At 47.0% G+C, this 21,927-nt stretch carries 16 protein-coding genes; 9 read left to right on the plus strand and 7 right to left on the minus strand.

Annotated elements, in window-relative coordinates; genetic code table 11:
• Positions 1-22: 22 nt before the first annotated feature.
• Positions 23-1,489 carry a nicotinate phosphoribosyltransferase gene (locus HA050_RS01495; protein WP_166821171.1) on the minus strand — a complete coding sequence of 489 codons (1,467 nt, stop codon included), beginning with the start codon at positions 1,487-1,489 and terminating at the stop codon, positions 23-25.
• Positions 1,486-2,346, minus strand: coding sequence for a ribose-phosphate diphosphokinase (gene prs, locus HA050_RS01500; protein WP_205836247.1), 861 nt, complete (start codon positions 2,344-2,346; stop codon positions 1,486-1,488). The genes HA050_RS01495 and prs overlap by 4 nt, the downstream gene beginning before the upstream one ends.
• Positions 2,347-2,529: 183 nt before the next feature.
• Here prs and HA050_RS01505 point away from each other — a divergent pair, with 183 nt between their 5' ends.
• Positions 2,530-3,213 (plus strand): NUDIX domain-containing protein, encoded by a 684-nt coding sequence (locus HA050_RS01505; protein ID WP_205836248.1) that lies wholly within the window; start codon positions 2,530-2,532, stop codon positions 3,211-3,213.
• A gap of 83 nt (positions 3,214-3,296) precedes the next feature.
• Here the strand turns inward: HA050_RS01505 and HA050_RS01510 are convergent, their stop codons facing one another.
• Positions 3,297-4,163, minus strand: a complete 867-nt coding sequence (locus HA050_RS01510; RefSeq protein WP_115225838.1) for a YicC/YloC family endoribonuclease — start codon at positions 4,161-4,163, stop codon at positions 3,297-3,299.
• An 85-nt stretch (positions 4,164-4,248) separates the two neighbouring features.
• Here HA050_RS01510 and HA050_RS01515 point away from each other — a divergent pair, with 85 nt between their 5' ends.
• From HA050_RS01515 to HA050_RS01535, 5 genes are all read left to right on the plus strand, one after another.
• Positions 4,249-5,217, plus strand: a complete 969-nt coding sequence (locus HA050_RS01515) for a serine/threonine protein kinase (protein WP_166821179.1) — start codon at positions 4,249-4,251, stop codon at positions 5,215-5,217.
• Positions 5,214-6,119 carry a PP2C family protein-serine/threonine phosphatase gene (locus tag HA050_RS01520; RefSeq protein WP_166821182.1) on the plus strand — a complete coding sequence of 302 codons (906 nt, stop codon included), beginning with the start codon at positions 5,214-5,216 and terminating at the stop codon, positions 6,117-6,119. The genes HA050_RS01515 and HA050_RS01520 overlap by 4 nt, the downstream gene beginning before the upstream one ends.
• Positions 6,119-6,796: a heparan-alpha-glucosaminide N-acetyltransferase gene (locus HA050_RS01525; protein WP_166821185.1), complete on the plus strand. Its 678-nt coding sequence runs from the start codon at positions 6,119-6,121 to the stop codon at positions 6,794-6,796. Before HA050_RS01520 ends, HA050_RS01525 begins: the two co-directional genes overlap by 1 nt.
• Before the next feature lie 181 nt (positions 6,797-6,977).
• Positions 6,978-7,694 carry a ribonuclease PH gene (rph, locus tag HA050_RS01530; protein WP_166821188.1) on the plus strand — a complete coding sequence of 239 codons (717 nt, stop codon included), beginning with the start codon at positions 6,978-6,980 and terminating at the stop codon, positions 7,692-7,694.
• A 233-nt stretch (positions 7,695-7,927) separates the two neighbouring features.
• Positions 7,928-9,196 carry a nitronate monooxygenase gene (locus HA050_RS01535; RefSeq protein WP_166821190.1) on the plus strand — a complete coding sequence of 423 codons (1,269 nt, stop codon included), beginning with the start codon at positions 7,928-7,930 and terminating at the stop codon, positions 9,194-9,196.
• Between the two features lie 296 nt (positions 9,197-9,492).
• Here HA050_RS01535 and tgt read toward each other — a convergent pair whose 3' ends face one another.
• The 3 genes from tgt to queA form a co-directional block, all read right to left on the minus strand.
• Entirely contained in the window at positions 9,493-10,608 is a 1,116-nt protein-coding gene (gene tgt / locus HA050_RS01540) for a tRNA guanosine(34) transglycosylase Tgt (RefSeq protein WP_166821193.1), read from the minus strand.
• A gap of 214 nt (positions 10,609-10,822) precedes the next feature.
• Positions 10,823-11,668, minus strand: a complete 846-nt coding sequence (locus tag HA050_RS01545) for an HDOD domain-containing protein (protein ID WP_166821196.1) — start codon at positions 11,666-11,668, stop codon at positions 10,823-10,825.
• Positions 11,669-11,693: 25 nt separating this feature from the next.
• Positions 11,694-12,722 carry a tRNA preQ1(34) S-adenosylmethionine ribosyltransferase-isomerase QueA gene (gene queA / locus HA050_RS01550; protein ID WP_166821199.1) on the minus strand — a complete coding sequence of 343 codons (1,029 nt, stop codon included), beginning with the start codon at positions 12,720-12,722 and terminating at the stop codon, positions 11,694-11,696.
• A 205-nt stretch (positions 12,723-12,927) separates the two neighbouring features.
• Between queA and aroQ the strand changes: the two genes are divergently transcribed.
• The 3 genes from aroQ to accC all read left to right on the plus strand — a co-directional run bounded on the left by aroQ (position 12,928) and on the right by accC (position 15,345).
• On the plus strand, positions 12,928-13,383 hold the full coding sequence (aroQ, locus tag HA050_RS01555; protein WP_099398200.1) for a type II 3-dehydroquinate dehydratase: 456 nt from the start codon (positions 12,928-12,930) through the stop codon (positions 13,381-13,383).
• Positions 13,384-13,430: 47 nt separating this feature from the next.
• A complete protein-coding gene (gene accB / locus HA050_RS01560) occupies positions 13,431-13,889 on the plus strand; it encodes an acetyl-CoA carboxylase biotin carboxyl carrier protein (RefSeq protein ID WP_166821202.1) in 459 nt (152 codons plus the stop codon).
• A gap of 79 nt (positions 13,890-13,968) precedes the next feature.
• The gene (gene accC / locus HA050_RS01565) at positions 13,969-15,345 is read left to right on the plus strand and encodes an acetyl-CoA carboxylase biotin carboxylase subunit (RefSeq protein WP_115225829.1); all 1,377 of its coding nucleotides are present in this window, start codon (positions 13,969-13,971) and stop codon (positions 15,343-15,345) included.
• A 46-nt stretch (positions 15,346-15,391) separates the two neighbouring features.
• Here the strand turns inward: accC and HA050_RS01570 are convergent, their stop codons facing one another.
• The gene (locus tag HA050_RS01570; RefSeq protein ID WP_166821205.1) at positions 15,392-21,904 is read right to left on the minus strand and encodes a response regulator; all 6,513 of its coding nucleotides are present in this window, start codon (positions 21,902-21,904) and stop codon (positions 15,392-15,394) included.
• Between the last annotated feature and the right edge of the window lie 23 nt (positions 21,905-21,927).

Consider the following 21,927-nt stretch of genomic DNA (forward strand, 5'->3'; position numbering starts at 1 on the left):
TTAAACCCTCATAATCCTAACATTAATTTGCAGCTAATCTGGCTCTGATCTCTGCAAGGCTCGCTTCATTCAGGATTTTCCCGTTTTCAAATACGGGGATAAACTCACAGTTATAAACATCGCTCCAGCTGGCCTGATCTTTTAAATAAAACCCGCCCTGTTGGTTTTTATATACAGCGACCAAACCTTTAGCCGAATTTTTTGTGCCATCACCGGTTTTAGGCGCTTTGAATATTTCTTTATCAGCCCCGGCAATTTTTGCAAACGTTGCTTTTACCGCAAAACCATCGGTGTCACGGGTGACATACTGATAGGTATAGCTGCCAATACCAAACACCACATTGGTCGAAGCAAAGCCTTTGGCTTTTAAACCTGCACAAATGGCTTCGGCAATTTCAATGGTAATAGAATCGCCATAAATTAAACCCACATGCGGATCAAGCTGTTTATAACCCTTACTGCTTTCAGTGCCACCAAATACTTCCCACAGGCATTCAATTGCACCTTTATATTCAGGGCTGCCTGGCTGTGCTGTGGCATCACCACAAATCATTTTCACCGGCGATCCGGTATCAGGCCTGAATACAACTTTACCATTACGGGCCATAATTTTATCTTTCAGCTGCACGGTGAAATCAGTCATCACCTGCCAGAAATCCCATGAATCTGAAACAATACTCACAATTCCGGCCGGATAAATATCTTCAATTAAGCGGCGGAATGTTTCTAATTCATTTTCCATTCCCCCTGCACACATCACCGAATGTTCGGTGGCTGCCACGCTGCCGCCCACCAATTCCTTATCACTATCGGCCAGGTAATAGTCTTCCAGAAAATCAATGGCCGGAATGGTATCCGTGCCGGTAAAACTCAATAAATGAGCAGCACCACTCATTGCTGCGGCCTCTGCACCAAACATACCCCTGAAACTGAAATCATGGCCTTGCCAGTTTACAAAATCAGTACTGCCATCGGTTTCCAGGGCATATCGGGTAAGAATTTTTTTATATTCATGCGCCGTTGTTGCACTGGTACACATTCCCCAGACATTAGTCGAAAGAATCGTTTCCAGATAATTTGTCAGCCAGAAAAAACGCTCATCCGTATTAAAAATCACGAGGCAAGGCACTCGCAGCGGGTAAACCGATCCTTCAGGCAGGGCCATGATTTTAATCGGTAAATAACCCAGATCATGCAAATCTGCAATATGCTGAGTGCCCACATTATTCGGGCCAAGATAATTATTTATACGGCGCTCAAAACGGCTGATAACGGCTTCTTTAGGCTGTTGAAAAAAATCAGCATTCCAGCGCTTAATCAGAAAATCTTTAATAAAATACTGCAGGCCAAAAAACACCATTTTATCGGTATAGTTTCTGCGCGTGGTTCTGGCGGTTAAGTTGCTGAATACAATTTCAGTCTGATCAGGATATTGTCTGCGATGGTCTACTTTATAGCCATCAATCGCAGTAACTGGATTTAAGTTCATTTTGATTCTCCTTGAAGCGGCATAAAGGACCAGATATCTTTTACGTTAATAAAATCAGTACTAATCATATTTTTCAGGCTATTGGTCGTAAAGACTGCATCAATACCACTGGCGCGTAAATCACCCTCGCTGGCCACGCCCTCATAATGTGAAACAATTAAAATAATCCTGCCAGCATTTTTAGCTTTTAGTTTTTTAGCTAATTCCATAAAGGTGCGGCCACCGGCGCAGATATCATCAATAATAACGCAGGTTTTTCCACCCAGATGATCACAATACACTTCTGTATCAATAATCCTGCCATTACTCACATCACGCACTTTATCTGCCCTGATTACTTCCAGCCCGCCCAGCTGAACAGATAATTCAAATATTTTTTTATTTGATCCAGCATCGGGCGAGATTAATACAACTTCTTCTGCAATTTCTGCAATCACCTGTTTAATCAGCTGATGATTTTTTACAATCTGCGATTTATTTAATACGGCCGCTGTCACATCACTATGCGGGTCAAATATGAATACCCGATTAAAATCCTGCTGATTAATGATGTCTGCATATACCTTTACAGAAAGAGCCTCCCCCTGATTACATACCCTGTCCTGCCGTGCTCCGGGGAAATAAGGGATATAGAGGTCAATCACTTCTGCGCCATGCCGCTTTAAAGCATCCGTTAATAAGAGCAGCTGAATAATGGAATGATCACCTGAATAGCAAAACATAATTTCAGCATGTCGGCTGGCCGGGGACAATATTTGAAAATGATTTTCACCCGCGCCAAATTGAAACTGCTTATATTCTGCCCCCGTGTTTTCTATGCGGGGTAAATAAAAACGACTAGAACTTCCATCCATCATGATCACCCAATAAGACTGCATCTGGTTAAAAGACTGTGCTGAAAATGTTTTTAAATACTGAAGCAGTGATAAGCATATTAGTGTCCCTGTGACACTATGTCAATCACTGCGGCATAAAAATCCGCCAAAACAAACTAAGGTATATGCTTTATAATGTCCCTGAGACACAAGCAAGGCTGCTTAATGAGTACAGAATATACAAATCCATTGTTCACCGTTGACAGCGTGCTGTTTACGGTAAAAAACGGGCAGCTGATGGTGCTGCTGGTAAAGCGCGCCCAAGCGCCATTTACAGGCGATTGGGCACTGCCCGGCGGCTTTATAGACGTGCAGCAGGATAAAAATACCGATGCCACGGCAAGCCGTAAGCTGGAAGCCAAAACCGGCTTGAAACCTGCTTATCTGGAGCAGCTGCAGGTGATATCAGGGCCAGACCGGGACCCGCGCGGCTTTAGTGTTACCCTTGCCTACTTTGCTCTGGTGGCATGGCAGGATGTCAGCCCCCAAATCAGCAGCGTTGAATCTGCCAGCTGGATTGCGGTAAATGATCTGAAAAAAACAAACCTGGCTTTTGATCATCTGCAGATTATTCAAATGGCAAAGCAGCGCTTGCAGCAAAAAACGCTGTATTCCATGACGCCAGTATTTTGCCTGCCCGGGCAATTTACTATTGCCCAGCTCAAAACGGTCATTGAAGCCATTATTGAAAAACCCATACAAAGAAAAAGCCTGATGCGCCGGATCGAGGCATCCGGCATCTTTGAAATCAGCGAAGAAAAAATCCCATCAGGCGGGCGCATGGCTCAGCTTTACACACTGAAACCGGGAGCAGATCTGGTAAATTTTGAGCGGAATTTAAGCCTGTAGTGCGGCAAAAATAAAGAGGTAAGCTTGTTAAGAAAAAGCCCGGCAAAATCCGGGCTTTGTTTTTTTCGGGCAGAGGCACAGCACTATTCAATATTCTGAATCTGCTCACGCATCTGCTCAATCAATACTTTAAGCTCAATAGAGGCGCGGCTGGTTTCGGCGCTGACTGATTTGGATCCAAGGGTATTGGCTTCGCGGTTGAGCTCTTGCATCAGAAAATCGAGGCGTTTACCAACGGAGCCGCCTTTTTCCAGAATGCGTCGAATTTCGCTGAAATGCGCATTCAGGCGAGAGAGTTCTTCGTCGATATCAATTTTTTGCGCAAAGATCACAATCTCCTGACGCACTCTGTCGTCGTCCATCGTGCCCAGTGCATCTAAAAAGCGCGCTTTCATGCGGGCTTCGTAAGAAGCGGCCAGCTGCGGAATCAGCGGGGTAACTTCATTCACAATGGTTTGCATACCTGCAACACGCTCTAAAAGATGCGCCTTGAGCTTTTCACCCTCACGGCCACGGCTGGCGCTAAAATCAAGGAGTGCTTCGTCCAGTACTTCCAGACAGGCCGTGCCCAGTGATTCTGGTGCCGCAACCTGTGCAGATAGAACACCCGGCCAGCGTAAAAGCTCGCCAAGCTGCAGCTCAGAAGCCAGAGGAGCAATTTTTTTTGCAACTGCAGCGGCGGCTAAAAGCTGCTGTAATAGTTCTGTATTCAGCTGTAAAGCGGCTTCGCCACCAGCTCTTGCGTTCCAGTTCACCCGGCACTCTACTTTGCCACGGGCCAGTTTTGCTGATACGCGCTCACGAATCCCGCCTTCAAACGGGCGGATTTCTTCCGGTGTTCTGAGAGTAAGGTCTAAAAAACGGTGATTAACCGAACGCAGCTCGATACTTAAGGTGCCGCCTGTCAATTCACGTTGAATTGAGGCAAAACCAGTCATACTTAAAATCATTAGAGCTCCTTTATGGGATTTGCTTTACATTCCATCAAGCTGAAATCAAAATTAACAGATACACAAGTATAACGAAAAGACACGCATGGCAACCCCAAGCAATCAACCGCTCGCACGCGGCTATCAGCTTCAGAACTACACGATCGCTAAACTGCTGTCCGCAGGAGGCTTTAGCATTGTGTATCTGGCGCATGATGAAAAAGATTATCCAGTCGCCATTAAGGAGTATTTACCCAATTCTTTAGCCCTCAGAACAGAGGGTGAACTGGTGCAGGCACGCAGCGAAGACAGTATTGCCTTGTTTCGTCACGGCTTAAAATGTTTTTTTGAAGAGGGTAAAACTTTAGCCCATATTCAGCACCCGAATATTATCCGGGTTCGCAACTTTTTCCGCGCTAACGATACCGTATATATGGTGATGGAATACGAGCGCGGCCGTACTTTGCAAAAAGAAATCCAGCTGAAACACAGCAGAGGCGGTGTGGATGAAGGCCTGATCCGCCATGTGTTTTATCATTTACTCAATGGCCTGCGCGAAGTACATCTGAATAAGCTGCTGCATCTGGATATCAAGCCTGCCAATATTTATATCCGCAAAGACGGCTCGCCGGTGCTGCTGGATTTTGGCTCTGCCCGCCAGACACTGGCCACGGAGCAAAGCAAACTCACCCCAATGTATACACCGGGTTTTGCCGCCCCTGAGCAATATAATAAAAAAGACCCTCACGGCCCCTGGACCGATATTTATGGCGTGGGCGCCAGCTTATTTGCCTGTATCGCAGGCACAGCACCACAAGCTGCGGATCAGCGATTAAAACTCGATAAAGTGGTCAAGCTGCACGACCGCTACGGAGACCGTTATTCACCAGAGCTGATTGAGCTTATTTCTTCCTGCCTGAATTTAGACCCGGGCAGCAGGCCACAAAGCGTGCCTCAGCTTCAGAAGCAACTTTTAGAGCGGGGCTCTGCCCCTGTTAAACGTAGTGGCCTTGTCAGTATTTTGCGCCGTAAGTGGTCAGAATATTCAAACAAAGGCCAGCTGGAAACAGAATGAAATTTACCGTATACCAAAACAGCCGCCAGGGCGGCCGCCAATATAATCAGGACCGTCTGGGCTACTCCTACAGCCGCGATGCGCTGTTGCTTGTAGTGGCCGACGGCATGGGCGGGCATCTGCATGGCGAAATCGCCGCGCAAATTGCTGTGGAGCTGCTGACCGATCTGTTTCAGAAAAAAGCGCAGCCCATCCTTAAAAGCCCCAATCAGTTTTTAAACGATGCATTACTCAAATGCCATGCTGCTATTTCTGATTACGCCAGCAAGCATCACCTGCTGGAAATCCCCCGCACCACCGTTGTGGCCTGTGTGATTCAGGATGGCATTTTATTTTGGGCACATGTGGGCGATTCGCGGCTGTATTTGCTGCGCAAAGGTGAGATCCTGCTGCAAACCAAGGACCATTCTAAAGTCCAAAAATTACTGGATAGTGGCAAGATCACCGCTGAAGAAGCCCTGATTCACCCAGAGCGCAATAAAATTTATAACTGCCTTGGTGGCAGCATCAAGCCAGAAATCGAGCTGGGCGGCATTATTGCGCTTTGCGACAGCGATACCCTGCTGCTGTGCACGGACGGACTGTGGGGCGGTGTTACGGAAAACCAGCTGGTCCACTTTTTATCGTCTTTTCCTGTGCTGTTTTCGATTCCTCAGCTGATGGATCAGGCCGAATTACATGGCGGCAAGCAGGCAGATAATATCAGTGCGCTGGGGATTAACTGGCACGATGCTGATGATCAGCTTATTTCTGAAAATGCCTTTGTCTCCACACAAAAGCTCGATCTCAATACCATCAGCACCCATATTGATCCATCCACCATTGCCGCCGATATTACGGATGAAGATATCGAAGCGGCCATCGCCGAGATTCAGGCTGCCATCCAGAAATACTCTAAATAATGCCTGCAGCCAGCCGCAAACCCCTGCCCGACTTACTCAGGGGCATTGCCGTTATTTTGATGGTGTTTTTTCATTTTTGCTTTGATCTGGCCTATTTTGGCAAACTGGCCGTCCAAACCAATATCGACCCAGAATGGGTTGCACTCAGAACCCTGATTGTGACTCTTTTTGCTACTGTTGCTGGCTTGTCTGCCGCAGAGAAAATCAGCCCTAAACGCCAGCTCAAACTCCTCGCCTGCGCAGGGGCGGCTACCCTTGGCAGCTGGTTTATATTTCCTCATGCAGTGATCTGGTTTGGTGTTTTGCACTTCTTTTTTGCAGCCGGCCTGCTTGCTCCTCTTTTTGTCGGTAAAACTTCAGCCAGTTTGCTTCTGGGGCCACTGTTTATTTTACTGGGGGCTTATTTTCAGGCCCCGCTGTTTAATCACCCGGCACTGGCCTGGCTGGGCATGATGACTTACAAGCCCATGACCGAAGACTATGTACCGCTCCTGCCCTGGTTTGGGGTGGTCTTACTGGGTGTTGCAGCACAACGGCTTATTCCTGGTGCATGGCTGAGCATGGGCAGTAACAGATATCTTGCCGCCATACGCTGGATGGGCAGACACAGCCTGATCATTTATTTATTACACCAGCCCATTCTCTTTGCCATCCTCGGGCTGATTTTCAAAAAATAAACTGCAAATTTCAATATAAAACAGCAGAGTAAACGTCTATCTGCCCCGCTTCGCCACATATTAGTCATATGATCACGGTAATGTGTCAGTGTGACTTATTGCAGGGTCAGCCATTGCTAAGCATTAGAAATGCCCTGGCAAAGGTATAATCACTGAAACTTACATCTAAATGAGACTCGCCATGCGCCCTTCCTCACGTCGTCCCGATGAACTTCGCAGCGTTCGCATCACCCGCCAATACACCCGTCATGCCGAAGGCTCGGTATTGATTGAGTTTGGCGACACCAAAGTTCTCTGCACTGCTTCAGTCGAAGAAAACGTGCCGCCTTTTTTAAAAGGCAAGGGCCAGGGCTGGGTCACTGCGGAATACGGCATGCTGCCGCGCTCTACCAACAGCCGTATGCGCCGCGAAGCGGCTCAGGGCAAGCAAAGTGGCCGCACACAGGAAATTCAGCGCCTGATTGGCCGCTCATTACGCTCTGTGGTTGATATGGCGGCCTTAGGCGAGCGCCAGATTGTGATCGATTGTGATGTAATCCAGGCCGATGGCGGCACCCGCACCGCCAGTATTACCGGTGCATTCGTCGCCCTGACCGATGCAATTAACGGCCTGATTGCGGCAGGCAAGCTTACCGCCTCACCGATTCGTGAACACGTTGCAGCGATTTCGGTGGGTATTTATAAAGGCGCAGCTGTGCTGGACCTGGATTACCCGGAAGATTCAGACTGCGAAACAGATATGAATGTGGTGATGACCAGCAGCGGAAAATTTGTAGAAGTACAAGGAACAGCCGAAGGTGATGCATTTAGTCGTGAAGAAATGAATACATTATTAAATTTAGCTGAAAAAGGGATCCAGGACCTGATCACCATGCAGGAAAAAGCATTAGCCCTCTGATTTAGAAAGAAAATCAAGCCAGTATTGGCGAGATATTTTCCTTAAATCGGTATGGCGGTGGGGATAAAAAACGCAGAAAATAGCGGTAAAGCAACAATTACCCGAATTCAAATGCTCATTTTAATTTGAATTTACCAGCAAAATCCCCACCCTCGTGGTGATTATCACGATAAAGAATAGACGGTGCCGATAAGGTTTAGCCCCTTTTTGATTACTTGGTTAAAGTACAAACGATGAAACGTGTAGATGATTTCCGCCTTCGCTTCGGTAAAAAAGAACTCGTACCGATCATGATTGGCGGTATGGGTGTCGATATTTCCACTGCCGATCTGGCACTTGAAGCAGCTCGACTCGGTGGCGTTGGCCATATTTCAGATGCCATGATCAACACTGTGACTGATCGTCGCTACAAAACCAAGCAAGTAAAAGAAAAACTTCAGCAGTACAAACACAATGTAGCCAACCCGGATAAATCCGAAGTTCAGTTTGATTTAGGCCGCTTAGAAGAAGCCACCAAGCTGCACGTGGGTAAAACCATGGAAGCGAAGCGTGGAGATGGCCTGGTCTTTATCAACTGCATGGAAAAACTCACCATGAATGCCCCGAAAGAAACACTTCGGGTGCGTTTAACAGCGGCACTGGATGCAGGCATTGATGGGATTACGCTGGCGGCCGGTTTGCATCTGGGATCGATGGGGCTGATCGAAGATCATCCGCGTTTCAGAGACGCCAAGCTGGGAATTATTGTTTCCTCCGTGCGCGCCTTGCAGTTATTTCTGCGTAAAAACGCTAAGCTCAACCGTCTGCCGGATTACGTCGTAGTTGAAGGCCCGCTGGCGGGCGGGCACTTAGGCTTTGGCATGGATTGGGCACAGTACGATTTAGCCACGATCGTGGCCGAAATCCGCCAGTTTATGCTTGACGAGCACCTTGATATCCCGATTATCCCGGCCGGTGGTATTTTCACTGGCACCGATGCGGTGTCTTTCCTGGAAGCCGGTGCTGCAGCAGTACAAGTTGCCACCCGTTTTACGGTATCAACTGAATGCGGACTGCCTGCCAATGTTCAGCAGGAATACTTTAAAGCCAGCGAAGACAATATCGAAGTGAATCAGATTTCCCCAACGGGCTATCCGATGCGCATGTTAAAAAACAGCCCATCGATTGGCGCAGGCATTCGTCCAAACTGCGAAGCCTACGGCTATCTGCTCGATGCCAAGGGAAACTGCAGCTATATCGAAGCATATAACCGCGTGATCGCCATTGAGCCCGATGCAAAACGCATCAAGGTGATGGATAAAACCTGCCTTTGCACCCATATGCGCAATTTTGACTGCTGGACCTGTGGCCACTACACCTACCGCCTGAAAGACACCAGCCACAAGCATGAAGATGGCAGCTATCAGATTCTGTCGGCTGAGCATATTTTTCATGACTATCAGTACAGCACAGACAATAAAATTGCCCTGCCCGCCAGGGTAGCGCTGGAATTGGCCAAGTAAGACGGTCATCTCCCACAAAAAAACGGCATAGCGCAGGCTATGCCGTTTTTTTATACTCATAACTAATTTCACCGGGGCGATTATCCGCAGCGAGGGACCTTCGCGCTTTTGAAGTTGCGGTTTTGCTTCCTTCCCTGTCGCCCCCCCTCACGGGGATACCACACAAAAATCAACCTGCTGAAGGCACTAAAAAGGTTTTTTTGATTTTGGTTGCGGGGTTTCACCTGCCCTGCGCGATTCATATTGCATGGCACTCACTGAACAATAAGGCACACGCTGTGCCCATCGCCATTAAATCAATCCACCCCGCGCGCACGATCCGCGTGGAATTGCGCTACATGGCTGGTAAATTGATCCGCTTCAATGGCTGCGCGCATTTCTGCCATCACCACCTGATAGTAATGCAGGTTGTGGATGGTATTCAGCTGAGCCGCCAAAATCTCGCCGGTGCGGAATAAATGATGCAGGTATGCACGGCTGAAGTTCTTGCAGGTGTAGCAGGTGCATGTTTCGTCCAAAGGACGCTTATCCAGCTTATGTTTGGCATTTTTGATTTTTACATCGCCAAAGCGGGTAAACAACATGCCATTCCTTGCGTTGCGGGTGGGCATCACGCAATCGAACATATCAATCCCCTGACTCACCCCATACACCAGGTCTTCAGGCGTGCCTACGCCCATTAAATAGCGCGGCTTGTTCACTGGCAGTTTTGGTGCGGTATGGGCCAGAATGCGCTCCATATCTTCTTTAGGCTCGCCCACCGACAAACCACCAATGGCCATACCATCAAAACCAATCTCTAACAGACCGGCAATCGATTCATCCCGCAGGTCTTCATACATCCCGCCCTGCACAATGCCAAACAGCGCATTCGGGTTTTGTTGTGCATCAAACTCAGCACGTGAGCGCTTGGCCCAGCGGTAAGACATCCGCATCGAATCGCCTGCTTGCTTGCGGTCAGCAGGATACGGTGTGCATTCGTCAAAAATCATGACGATGTCAGAATTAAGCACCGTTTGAATTTTCATTGATTCTTCGGGCGTTAAAAATAATTTATCGCCATTCACCGGGCTTTGGAAAGTCACGCCTTCTTCGGTGATTTTGCGCATTGCGCCCAGGCTAAATACCTGAAAACCGCCAGAGTCAGTCAGGATCGGTTTATCCCAGCCCATAAATTCGTGCAAGCCGCCAAATTGCTCAACTACTTCTAGGCCCGGGCGCAGCCACAGATGGAAAGTATTGCCGAGGCAAATTTGCGCACCAATTTCTTTTAAATCGCGCGGGGTCATGGCTTTTACCGTGCCATAAGTGCCCACAGGCATAAACACCGGCGTTTCAACTACGCCGTGATTTAAAGTCATAGAGCCGCGACGCGCGCCTCCACTGGTGGCTTTTAATTCAAATTTCAACATTATTTTTCCTAAACGCCGCCGGAAACACAGTCCGGCACGGGCCGCAAGATTACCGCCAAGCCAGCAGCAAAGCAATGTCATTGCGGTGTGAAAATAGCGGGCATTCAGTAAATAAGAGTGCTTATTCAGCTTTTGAAAAACACAGACAGGAAGCCTGTGCTGTCAGTGGGAATGCTGTGCCTCACTGATACGACAGGCCCGCCCTTTGGCCCTGTCAGTGATTCAGCTTTTGCTGCACAGAATCCTGCAAGTCTTCCAGCTCATCCTGACTCAGGCCAAGCAGCCCCCGCAGCAGCACTTCAGCCTGAGGCCACCCCAGCTGCTCAGGCAGATGCATGGAACGCTGAACAATGTGCTCAGCCAGCTGGGCCAGTGCAATTAAGGCGCATACGTGCGGCCATTGCACAGCACATTCTGAAATATCACCATCCTGCAGATGCAAAATAGCAAGGCTGCTTGCTACCGGTAAATACCATGCGCGTGCCAGTAAATAGCCCACCACATTATGGCTGACACGATACTGCTGCTCTTCCCGGAGGATTAAGGCCCGATTTGTACAATGATCATCCACAGCATGCTGCAGCGTGTAGCCAGGGAATCGCAGGGCCATCAGCGGCTTGCCACAGTTCAGAAACAAACCCAGCGTATACGCCTCATCACTGGACACACCGTGCACCGCCTCTGCTAAATAAGCCGCAGCCATCGCAACAGATGAAGAGTAATCCCAGAATTCACTCATATCCCCAAGTGATGCCGGGCTTAATACCTGCCTCAGCACGAGACCCTGCACAATATTGGCTAAGTTTTTTAAGCCCAGCAGCTGCAATGCCTGTTGCACCGAATTAACCCGGGTGCTCAGGCTAAAGAACGGGGAGTTTACTGTTTTAATGACCGCCCCTGATAAAACCATATCCGCGCTGATTAAGCGGGCAATCTCGGCAAAATCAGGGGCTTCAGAATGCTGAGCATCTTCTAGAGCCAGCAAAATATCAGGACGCGGGGGGATGACCATACCACGCATCAAAGCTTTTGCATCTTCAGGACTGATTTCACTAAACACAATAAACCCCTGCTCTTTGTGTGGCTTACTTCAGAGTAGCAGGCTCCAATAGCATCGCATCGCCATAGCTGAAAAATCTGTATTCTTGCTCCACTGCATGCTGATAAGCGGCACGCATTGTGTCGTAGCCTGCAAACGCCGCAACCAGCATCAATAAAGTAGATTTGGGTAAATGAAAATTAGTAATCAGGCGATCCACCACGCGGAACTGATAGCCCGGCGTGATAAAGATATTAGTATCCCCTTCCGGCTCCGCCAGTAAGCCTTGCTGAGACGCCGCTTCCAGTGCACGCAGGCTGGTGGTTCCTACCGCAATCACACGGCCGCCCTGCGCCTTAGCGTCCTGAATCAGGGCCACTGTTGCTGCCGGGATGGAATAACGCTCATGGTGCATTGTATGTTCGGCAATATTATCTACCCGCACCGGCTGAAAAGTACCTGCGCCCACGTGTAAAGTCAGGTAGCCTGTTTTAACGCCCATCGCTTGTAATTGCGCGAGCAAATCTTCAGTAAAATGCAGCCCGGCCGTAGGTGCTGCTACAGCACCAGGATCCCGCGCATAGATAGTCTGGTAGCGCTTGGCATCTTCGTCATCAGGAATATGAGTGATATAGGGTGGCAAAGGCAGCTGGCCCGCCTGCTCCAGGATATCTAAAACGCTTTCTTCGCCATCAAACTGCAATTTAAACAGATCATCTTTGCGCCCGGTCATTGTCGCCGTCCAACGATCTGCAAAAATAAGCCTCGCTCCGGGCTTGGGTGCTTTGGATGAACGGATATGAGCCAGTGCGCTGTGCTCATCCAAAACGCGTTCAATTAAAGCCTCAATCGCACCGCCTGATTCTTTTTTACCGAACACCCGGGCCTTAATCACCTTGGTATCGTTAAAAATAAGTACATCACCTGCACGCAAAAACTGCGGCAATTCGCGAAAATGTGAATCTTGCCGTGTAAGACCATCTACATGTAACAAACGGCTTTCTCCACGTGCATCAGGGGGAAACTGTGCAATCAGAGATTCAGGCAAATGGTAATCAAAGTCAGCTACTTGCATGTAAAAACAAGCCTTTTTTAAGATGTAACAAAACTACAAGGCGTGTATCACCTTGTACGATAAAACCCGCATGTAGATTGGCCTGGCGGACTTTCAAACAAGTGTTTTAGAATGCAAATCGCCGAAATTACCCACTTTTTCTGGACAAATTCGCACATACTGCGGCAAACTTCGCCCAATGACAGGCAACAAAAGTGAGTAGCGGATGCAAAACACACGCAATATCCTAGTACTACATGGCCCAAATTTGAACCTGCTAGGGTCAAGAGAGCCGCAGCACTACGGTGCTGATACCCTAGAGACAATCAATTCTAAGCTCATTGAACTGGGACAACAGCGTGCTGCCCGCGTTGATGCTTTCCAATCGAATCGCGAATACGAGCTAATCGATCGCATTCATGCCGCCCGTTTGGACGGCACGGATTTTATCATCATTAACCCCGCTGCGTTTACACATACCAGCATTGCTATTCGTGATGCGCTGGCCGGGGTGCAAATTCCTTTTGTTGAAGTTCACCTGTCCAATGTTCATGCTCGTGAATCATTCCGGCACCACTCCTATTTTTCCGACCTCGCGGTTGGCGTTATCTGCGGCCTGGGCGCATTCGGCTATGAATGCGCACTGGATTTCGCACTCCGTTTTACTCCCAAGGCCCCCTGATAATTAATCAACGCCAATAAATTCTCATATACAGAGAGGAGACCCCTATGGATTTGCGCAAACTTAAGAAACTGATTGATCTGGTTGAAGAATCTGGCATCGCCGAGCTTGAAGTCACCGAAGGTGAAGAACGCGTTCGTATCACCCGTGTGAATCAAAACATTCCTGCCTACGCACAGCCAATGCAATACCAGCTGCCTCCTGCAGCCGCACCTGCTGCCGCAGCACCAGTAGCCGTTGCTGTTGCCGCTGAAGTAGAAGCACAGCAAGAAGGCTTTGTTGCCAAATCTCCTATGGTCGGCACTTTCTACCGCGCCTCTTCTCCTGAAGCGAAAAACTTTGTAGAAGTTGGCCAGCAAGTCAATGTGGGCGACACCCTGTGCATCATCGAAGCGATGAAGCTCCTGAACGAAATCGAAGCCGACAAGGCAGGCGTGATCAAATCGATCCTGGTCGAAAATGGCCGCCCTGTTGAATACGGTGAGCCACTATTTATTATTGGCTGATTCGGTAAGGCTTAAAAAGGGAAGAACAGGGTTAAAACCCCTGGCTTCCCTTTCATCCTTACTCCTCACGGAGCTTCCCATGTTTGAAAAAATCCTGATTGCAAATCGCGGTGAAATTGCGCTGCGCATTTTGCGCGCCTGCCGTGAAATGGGCATCAAAACGGTTGTTGTGCATTCTGAAGCCGACCGCGAAGCAAAATACGTCAAATTAGCCGATGAATCGGTATGTATTGGCCCGGCCTCCTCCACATTAAGCTATCTGAATGTACCAGCACTGATTGCCGCAGCTGAAGTCACAGAAGCGCAGGCCATTCACCCAGGTTACGGTTTTTTAAGTGAAAACGCCGACTTTGCCCAGCGCGTTGAAGAATCCGGCTTTGCCTTTATTGGCCCGCGCCCGGAATCCATCCGCCTGATGGGCGACAAGGTTTCTGCCAAAGACGCCATGAAAGAAGCAGGCGTGCCTTGCGTACCCGGCTCTGATGGCGCTTTACCGGACGATCCTGCTGAATTAATGAAAATCGGTAAAGCCGTTGGCTACCCGGTCATTATTAAAGCAGCTGGCGGCGGCGGTGGCCGCGGCATGCGTGTGGTGAATACTGAAGAAGAATTAGTCGCGGCCGTTGAGCTGACCAAATCAGAAGCAGAAAAGTTCTTTGGCAATGCCATGGTTTACATGGAAAAATACCTGCAGAACCCACGCCATATCGAGATCCAGATTCTGGCCGACCAGCACGGCAACGCCATTTATCTGGGCGAGCGCGATTGCTCCATGCAGCGCCGTCACCAAAAAGTCATTGAAGAAGCACCTGCACCGGGCATTACCGAAGCACAACGTAAACAGATTGGTGAAAGATGCGCTGCTGCCTGCCGCAAAATTAATTACCGTGGCGCAGGTACATTCGAATTCTTATTTGAAAATGGCGAATTCTATTTCATTGAAATGAATACCCGTGTTCAGGTTGAGCATCCGGTTACCGAAATGATTACCGGCATCGATATTGTGCAAGAGCAGATTCGTGTAGCGGCTAATTTGCCGCTGCGCTACACGCAAAAAGACGTGAAACTCAAAGGCCACGCCATTGAGTGCCGGATTAATGCTGAAGATCCGCTTAAGTTTATCCCCAGCCCGGGCAAAATCACCACCTACCACACCCCGGGTGGCCCGGGTGTGCGCGTGGATTCACATGTTTACCAAGGCTATACCGTACCATCGCATTACGATTCGATGATTGGTAAAATCATTACCTATGGTGATGATCGCGCTCAAGCCATGGCCAGAATGCGAATTGCATTGTCTGAAATGGTCGTACAAGGGATCAACACCAATATCCCTTTACATCAGCAGCTTTTATTAGATGAAGCCTTTATTAAAGGCAGCACCAGCATTCATTATTTGGAACACAGAATGCCGGAAATCAGAAAGCAATTAGAAGGCAAGCTCGCGCAGCCTTAAAATAAAAACACCGCAGCAATGCGGTGTTTTTTTATATGCAGATTAATTACTGATCAATTTGCTCAATGGCACGGCACAGCAGCTGCACAGACTGATCAAGCTCATTGATATACCGATATAAAATATCTCCTCTTTCACCCTGGCGCAATAAAGACTCAACCTTGGCTGCAAATTGCGTTATATCATTGAACGACAAATTTGCAGCAGCACCTTTTAAAGAATGCGCTGCTCTGGAAGCACTTTCAAAATCTCCCTGTGCTAATGCAGCACGAATTCTTTCCGGGTTATCCTGCTCTGTCATGGCCAGCTGCTGAATGACCAGCCAATACAATGCAGCATTATGGCCCAGCCTTGCCAGCCCATCATCCATATCCAAACCAGCCACACCTGATAATAATTTCAGCTTATCCAATTCAGATAAATCCTTCGGTCCGGATAAGATCACCTCAGCTGGTTTTGGCTCCTCCGGAGGTGTTTCAATGGCCAGTTCCTCAGGCAAGTGATCGCCAATATAAATACGCGTATTGCCATCAGCTGATAAACGATGCTGATGCCAGTATTGCAAACGCTCAAATAATAAAGCCGGATCAATCGGCTTGGTGATATGTTCATTCATCCCTTCAGCTAAACAACGGGCTCTTTCTTCATTAATGGCATGGGCCGTCATCGCAATAATCGGCAGGGTATTAAACACCGCATCACTGCGAATAACAGCCGTCGCTTCATGGCCATCCATTTTTGGCATTTGCAGATCCATTAATACGCAGTGATAATGCTTGGGGCCAAACTCTACAATTTTTTTAATGGCCTCATGGCCGTTATTTGCAATATCAACCTCAATAGCCGCAGATCGCATTAGCTCTAATGCAATCTGCTGATTCACTAAATTATCCTCTACCAATAAAACACGCATGCCTTTCAAATGAGGAATAATATCAGTACGGGTAAATGAAGCTATATCACGCAATAATTCAGGCGCAAAAATGGTTAATAAAGTATCTACAACCATTGATTGATTAATGGGCTTAAACAAAAAACCATCCACATGTGCAGCCTGTGCTTCTGCACGAATATCTTCCCTTGTATAAGCAGTCACCAGCACAAGCGATGGCGTATGAAACAATCTTTTATCCAGATTTATTCTGCGGGCTAATTCAAGGCCATTCATTTCCGGCATATGCCAGTCTGTAAAGACCACCCCATAGGGCTGCTGTTTTGCATCGGCGCGGTGCAAATTAACCAGCGCATCTTCTCCGGAAGACACGGCATCAACTACAAAAGTAAGACTTTGCAGTGATTCCTGCAAAATCTCACGGGCAACCGAATTATCATCCACTACTAAAATACGCATGCCATGTAAATGGTGAGGTAAGCGTGTGGTGTTGTGCTGCTGTGAGGTTTCATGACCAAAAACACAGCTAAACGCAAAAACAGAGCCCCGGTCAGGCACGCTTTGCACTTCAATTTCCCCGCCCATCATTTCGACCAGGCGCTTGGAAATCGATAATCCCAGACCTGTGCCACCAAATTTACGCGTGGTTGTACTATCCGCCTGGCTGAAAGGTAAAAACAGTTTTTTCACCTGCTCTGAACTCATACCCATACCTGTATCCCGGACAGAAAAGCGCAAAACCACCTGCTTTTCATCGGAGCGGATTAACTCACAAATCACATGTACTTCACCTTCTTCAGTAAATTTAATTGCATTACTCACCATATTCAGTAATACCTGCCCCAGACGCAGGGGGTCCCCGGCTAAATATCGGGGCACATTCGGATGCACTTGAAAAAGATATTCAATACCTTTATCTTCTGCTTTGCCTGATGTCAGAGTCGCAATATTGGCAAAGACCTGATCAAGATTAAAATCAATTTTTTCAATTGATAATTTTCCCTCTTCTATTTTAGAAAAATCTAAAATGTCATTAATAATTCCCAATAAAGACTGGCCAGCATAATGTATTTTCTGCACGTAATCGCGCTGGCGTTCATTTAAATCTGTCTTCAATGCCAGATGAGCCATCCCAATTACAGCATTCATTGGCGTTCTGATTTCATGGCTCATATTGGCCAGAAATGCACTTTTTGCCTGTGTTGCGGCTTCTGCTGTTTTTTGTGCTAATTTTAATTCAGTAATATCCATCGCAATCCCGCCAACAGCATACACACTGCCATCTGCATCCCGCAGGGGAAATTTATGCGTTAAGAAGGTATGCAATCCATCAGCAGTCATGATTTCTTCCTCAACCCGCTGAGGTGCATTCTCTGCAATAACCCGCTTATCCTGAATCAAAAACCGGCTTGCTGTTTCTGCCCCTGCTATTTCTTCATCGGTCATTCCTACCAGAGATTCACCTGCCCGATTAAATAATTCAGCAAAACGCAAATTGTGCCGCAAATAGCGGCCATTTAAATCTTTTAAAGAAACCAGGGCAGGAGAGAATTCTAAAATGGATTCCAATACATTTCGATTGCGCTCCAGCTCTACAGTACGCTTTGCCACAAGCGATTCAAGCTCCTGATACATTTGCGCATTTTCAATTGAAATAGCAGCCTGCGCAGACAACCACTCCAATACCTGCCTGCGCTGCATAGAAAAAGTATTGCTAATGGTGCTGTGCTCCAAATACAGCACGCGCCGTCCGGTACTGCTGCGCCCCAGTGCACGGCAAAGAATAGAAGCAGGCCGGTATTGAGTAAAATAAATATCGCCCCTGAATTCAGAAAACTGCGTTAACTCATTTAATAAAGTGGTTTGCCCTGTATTAAAAACAAAACGCAATAAGCTCTCAGGTAATACCGGCTGTACAAAATTAAGAATAGCCTCAATTTGCAACTGATCACCATCTCGCACCACGATGGCACCACGATCAGCACCTGCGGCTTCGATAATAATTTTTAGCAAGCGCCCCAATAAAGGCTGCACGCCCACTTCACTGGAAATCGCCTGAACGGCCCGCAAAATAGCCAGCGTATCCAGGCTATCTAAGGCATGCAGCGCATCCACATCGTTTTGAATAAGCTCCAGCTCCTGCCTTGGCAATACTTTTAAGCGCAGCTCAACCCGCCCCATCAGTGCTAAAGCATGGCACTGGCGATAACAGGTTGCCGCCTGGGTTAATATTTGCTGAATGGGCTCAAAAGCGCAGGCTCTTTCCTCCAGCCATAATCCAAGCATTTCATGAAAATAGCCCTCATCCAGTAAAAAACCTCTTTGCTGTGCAAGGCGAATAGCGTGCCAATATAAAAGCTCAGCATCCTCAGTCCGGTTATCCAGACGCGCCTGCTCGGCGCGTAAAAAAACCAGTTTATGCTCTACATTTTCAGGCGTTCCCTCTTTAGAAATTTGCTCAAAGTATTCGCTGATGACCTCCAGAGCATCAATATAAGCCTGTCGTTTTTTTCCTGTATTCTTTCTCGCTAAAGCAGACAGCGCCAAACCATGGGAAAACTTCCAGACTAAATTTAATAAATAGGTAGATGGATAATCTTTGCCTATTTGCTCCGCCAATAACAAAGCAGCATCATATTCCTGTGAATAAATATGCAAAGAAAGTTGTGCAATATGCAAACCTGCCATCACGATAGGCACACCACTCCAGATTTGCCGGAATGCCTGTACATCAAAATGCTCACTGTTTAAATCGCTCAATGAGCTGCTTTCCCCATGTAACACCCGGGCTAAAGCTTCAAAGGGCTGAGCCAGTGTTACAGGGAAAACCACATCATGAGTTAAACAATACTGCCCCAGCTGCTGGTTGCTGGAAATCACATCGAGCATACTGCGGCCTAATATAAAATGACTCCATGGCTTGGCCACTAATACATAGGCACCATAAACTAAATCATGTGCTTTTAATGCCAGATTATAATTTTCATCCAGCAGGGGCAATGTCGTTTCAGCGTGTAAAGTCCAATGATTAATATTCCATGTGTAATAAGTAAATGCACGGTTATACCCCCACAAATCAAACAGCTTTTCGCGGCTTAACTTTAAACCTGCATCTGCAATATTACGGGCATCCTGATAATTTTTGAATTGTGCAATTAATGTAATACCCAAAAGGGTATAACAAAAAGGAGAAAGCATTGCATTACCAAATACAATCGAACGGTTGGCGCCGAGTACAGAAATAAGTGAAAATAACGGGTAATTAGTAAAAATAGCAGATTCAGATATAGACGCAATAAGCTTTAAAATAATATCTGTTTCTGCATCATGTGAAAAAGGTAAATCATATAAGCCAGACAATTCTTTATCTGAAAAATAACCCCTGAATATCACCATTTCACTTTTAAAACGCTCATTCATCCCATAGTGATCATTTATTTCAGGAATATTCATGCCAAATAAAATCAAACCAAGCCGGCCGGCTTCAAGGTTTTCGGCCATTCTGCCTTTACGGCTGTAATAAATACTTTGTCTGATCCGTGCCTGGGCTTTATCTAAGGCGCTCTGCCCCCTGAATAACAACGTTTCAACCAGCAACTCAAATCGCTCATCCAGATTACATAAATCGCACGCCTCTGATGCATTTAAGTAAATATCAAAGCTGAGCTGATATTGTTCTGACCACGAATCTTCGGGTAATAATGAAATAGCCGTATCTAAATATCGCATGGCCGCCTGATAGGCCATTGCCTCTCTTGCTTTAATTCCTGCCCGTAAATTAAGCTGAGCATATGCAATTCGCTCCTGAGGCAATTTCACTTTATCCAGACCATGATTAAGCTGATCCACAATTTCAAATAAAGGTGCTTCAGTTGCCTCAGCAGATATTTGCTGCAATAAGCGGCGGCCAATCTCTAAATGCAGGCTGTTTAAATTACGTTCTAAAGTTACAGAATATGCCGCTTGCTGGATCCGGTCATGGGCGAACTGAAATACTTTTCGCTCACCTCCTTCATGAACAGCAAGGAGCAATTCATCATGCAAAGCAGGGGCCAGCAAAGTAAGTACAAAGGCTTCTGTTGTGTTTTCAACAACGGCCAATAAAGTTAAGTCGAAACGTTTTCCGATACAGGCAGCGGTTTGTAATACAGTTTGAGTTTCAACTGAAAAGCGATTTAAACGCTGCATCATTAATTCAACTACATTATCTGCAGCATCCTGAAGGCGGGCCTGGTCTAATTGCCAGTGCCACGTATTGTCAGTGAAATTAAAAAATAGCTGCCCTTTAGCCTGCATATTTTTAAGAAATTGCCTTGCATAAAATGGGTTGCCTTCTGTTTTGCTCATCAGTAAACGGCTTAACTCAGCCACATTCTGAATATTGCGGCAGGTATCCTGAATCATTTCACTTAAATGCTCCGCATGCAGAGGCTGTAAAGCCAGCTTTTCCACACAAGCCTTGCTTTTAAGTAATTCATTTAACATATTAACTAATGGGTGATTCGCATCGACCTCATTATCACGATATGCCGCAATAATCAGTACATGGGCAGCCATACTGCTTTTAGCAAATGACTGAATCAAGGCCAGCGAAGCAAAATCAGCCCACTGTAAATCATCTAAAAATATCGCCAGCGGGTGCTCTTTACTGGCAAACAGCGCAACTAACTGAGCAAACAGCTCATTAAAACGGCGCTGAGCCGCAAGGCCACTTAACAAAGGTGCTGCGGATTGTGGACCAATTATTTTTTCTAAATCTGGAAGAACATCAATAACAATTTGTGCGTTATCACCCAGTGAGTCTGCAATTTTCTCACGCCATTGTGCTAATTCTGCCTGTTTACTGGCTAATACCTGACGAAGCAGTGACTTAAAGGCTTCAATTAATGCTGAATAAGGTGAATCACGTCTGAATTGATCAAACTTACCAACAATAAGCCGCCCTCCCTTATTTTGGACTTCATCCCGGATTGAAAGTGCTAAAGTGGATTTTCCTACCCCCGAATACCCGCCTAACATGCAAATAATCGCTTGCCCCTGAGCCGCTCTTAAATACAAATGCTGCAAATAATCAATTTCTTGTTCCCGGCCATATAAATGATCCGGAATCATAAATTGTGATCCTGAATCTGTTTCGCCCAATGTAAATAAAGCGATATAGCCTGCGGTTTTTAATTGCTCAATACACAGAGCAATATCCGCAACCAGGCCTCTGGCTGTTGCATATCTTGCTTCCGGAGATTTCGCCAGGAGCTTTAAAATAAGATGAGAAATCTGTAAGGGTAATTGCGGCACCAACGAGGCTGGCGCAACAGGTAATGAAGACATTTGCTGATGTGCTAAATCAAGTAAATCATCAGCAGAAAAAGGAAGGCGCCCTGTAATCCACTCATAGAGAATAACGCCCAGGGAATATAAATCACTGCGTTTATCAAATTGTGCTAAACGCCCCGCCTGCTCTGGTGAGGCATAACGCAGACAACGCAGACTTAATGCCAGCTCTTCCTGATCTGCAGGGCTGATACTGACGCCTGAATCTGTAAAACTGATATATTCAGGCCGTAAAGCACCATGCACCCCTTTTTTTTCATGCCAAACAGCAAGCTGCTCTGCTAATTGCAAAGCTTTATTCAAAACAATGAGTAAGTCTGAATGAGAATGATCCATTTTAGCCAATGCGCTTTCCACCC

The organism is Iodobacter violaceini (assembly GCF_011601265.1).
Taxonomy (GTDB): domain Bacteria; phylum Pseudomonadota; class Gammaproteobacteria; order Burkholderiales; family Chitinibacteraceae; genus Iodobacter; species Iodobacter violaceini.